2 protein-coding genes and 1 rRNA gene are annotated in these 2,136 nt (G+C 41.6%); 1 reads left to right on the forward strand and 2 read right to left on the reverse strand.

What is annotated here, in order from left to right:
• Nucleotides 1-92 precede the first annotated feature (92 nt).
• Nucleotides 93-1,253, reverse strand: a complete 1,161-nt coding sequence (locus BQ8014_RS20155; RefSeq protein WP_080905552.1) for a sensor histidine kinase — start codon at nt 1,251-1,253, stop codon at nt 93-95.
• 121 nt (nt 1,254-1,374) lie between these two features.
• On the opposite strand from BQ8014_RS20155, the gene BQ8014_RS20160 reads away from it, so the two are divergent.
• Nucleotides 1,375-1,881, forward strand: coding sequence for a GNAT family N-acetyltransferase (locus BQ8014_RS20160; RefSeq protein ID WP_080906049.1), 507 nt, complete (start codon nt 1,375-1,377; stop codon nt 1,879-1,881).
• A gap of 92 nt (nt 1,882-1,973) precedes the next feature.
• Here the strand turns inward: BQ8014_RS20160 and rrf are convergent.
• Nucleotides 1,974-2,085, reverse strand: a 5S ribosomal RNA gene (gene rrf / locus BQ8014_RS20165).
• Nucleotides 2,086-2,136 lie beyond the last annotated feature (51 nt).

Raw genomic sequence — 2,136 nt, forward strand, 5'->3', positions numbered from 1 at the left:
ACAAAAAGGGATGAATCAGAAAGGGACTTCCGAAATACGGACAAATAAAATGCTATAAATAGGTAACCTAAGAAAGAGTCTGTCTTAAATAATCACTCTTTATACTTCCGGAACTCGATGCGGAAAGTCGTGCCTTTGCCTATTTCGGAACTTTTTACAAAAATCCGGCCTCCGGGATAAGATTCTATAATCCTTTTCACAAGGGAAAGGCCTAACCCCCAACCTCGCGCTTTTGTCGTATAACCCGGATGGAAAATAGTCTTGAATTTGGACTTGGGTAATCCTTTGCCGGTATCGCTTACATCAATCCGGACTTTCTTTTCCCGTATTTCTACCTGAAAGGTTATCTCACCCCGCCCCTCCATAGCGTCTACCGCATTTTTTGTCAGGTTCTCTATCACCCAGGCAAAAAGAGAATCGTTCATCAGGACAAGCACGGGTTGGGATGGTAAGTTGAGATTTACTTTTATCTTATGGGAAATACGTTTCTCCATATACTCCCATGCCTGCCGGATCGATTGGTTCAGATCCAAGGGCACCGGATCCGGATTGGAACCGATTTTCGAAAAACGCTCGGCTATCGTTTGGAGCCTTGCCACATCTTTCTCCATCTCACTCAAGTAGGAGGCATCCAATTCTTTTGTCTTTAAATATTCAATCCAGGCGATCAGCGATGAGATAGGGGTACCCAATTGATGGGCTGTCTCCTTCGATAATCCGATCCATACTTTATTCTGTTCCGCTTTTTTCGTACTGGCCAATGCCAGGAAAGCGATGAGAATAAAAACAAACACGACGGACAGTTGGATATAAGGGTAGATCAATAGACGTTTCAATAGAATCGAATCGTCATAATAAACATATTGCACCGTCCCGTCTTGCAAATCATTAATAATCGGAGGATTTTTCATTTTCAACTCCTTCAATTTCGCAGCAAGAAAAGCCTCTTCATTGCTTTGCTCGGGGATTTCCATATTCTTATGGGTCAGGATTTCATTCTCCTCATTACAAAGCATGACCGGAATCGTCGTATTACTTTCTATAATTTTCAGAACAAGGGTCATATCCGTAGAAGAAGTCTCGCTCGCAATCGTACGGGTTGCTTCCGCCCATATTTCCATACGTTGGCGCTCTTCCTGCGCCAATTGTTTGATCAGGCGGTCGGAAACAACCAAAGAGCCGATCGCAATAACCATTGCAACGACAATAAAGATATATTTCAGTAATTGACGGGAGTCATAAATGCTATTCATGTCGATAAAAATACAATATTCTTTTAGAACGGCTAAACAAGAACAATATTATAAAGAAAAGTTTTCCTTCAAATCAAATAACAAATCATTTTTCGTATTTTTAAACCCAAACAATAATACTATGAAAATAATAGCCGCTCAGGAAGAACATATACCCGTTATCAGAGAGATCGCTTATAAAACATGGCCTGAAGCTTATCTAAACATATTAACGGAGGAGCAAAGCGAATATATGCTCGATTGGATGTATAGCGCTTCAGCCCTGAAAGAACAGATGCTTCAATTAGAGCATCGCTTTCTTCTGGCTAAGGAAGAGGATTCTGCGGTTTTTCAGGGATACGTGTCCTATGAACTTCATTATAAGGAAAGACCCGAAACAAAAATCCACAAACTCTATGTATTACCCGAGTACCATGGCCGGAGTATAGGCCGAATATTAATAGATAAGGTAGCCGAAGAAGCAAAAAAGAATAATGATACAGCCATTCTTTTGAATATGAATCGTATGAATAAAGCGCTGAACTTCTATACCCATCTCGGGTTTAGGATTATCGGAGAAGAAAATATCGACATAGGGAAAGGCTTCCTAATGGAAGATTATATCTTTAAAAAAGACCTCTATCTATGACAAACGATATAAATTTCAAATCCCTCCTTAACACAAAAAAGACCGGAGAAGTTCTTGCTCCTTGCGGAGGGTGAACTTCCCCGGTCTTCAAAAAACGGCGGCGACCTACTCTCCCACTTATGACGCAGTACCATCGGCGCGATCAGGCTTAACTTCTCTGTTCGGAATGGGAAGAGGTGGATCCCTGATGCTATAACCACCTGAATTGCTTCGCTTACGATTCCTTGTGATGCACTCCTGCACACTCGGGCCTCT

The sequence above is a fragment of the Parabacteroides sp. Marseille-P3160 genome, assembly GCF_900162725.1.
Classification (GTDB): domain Bacteria; phylum Bacteroidota; class Bacteroidia; order Bacteroidales; family Tannerellaceae; genus Marseille-P3160.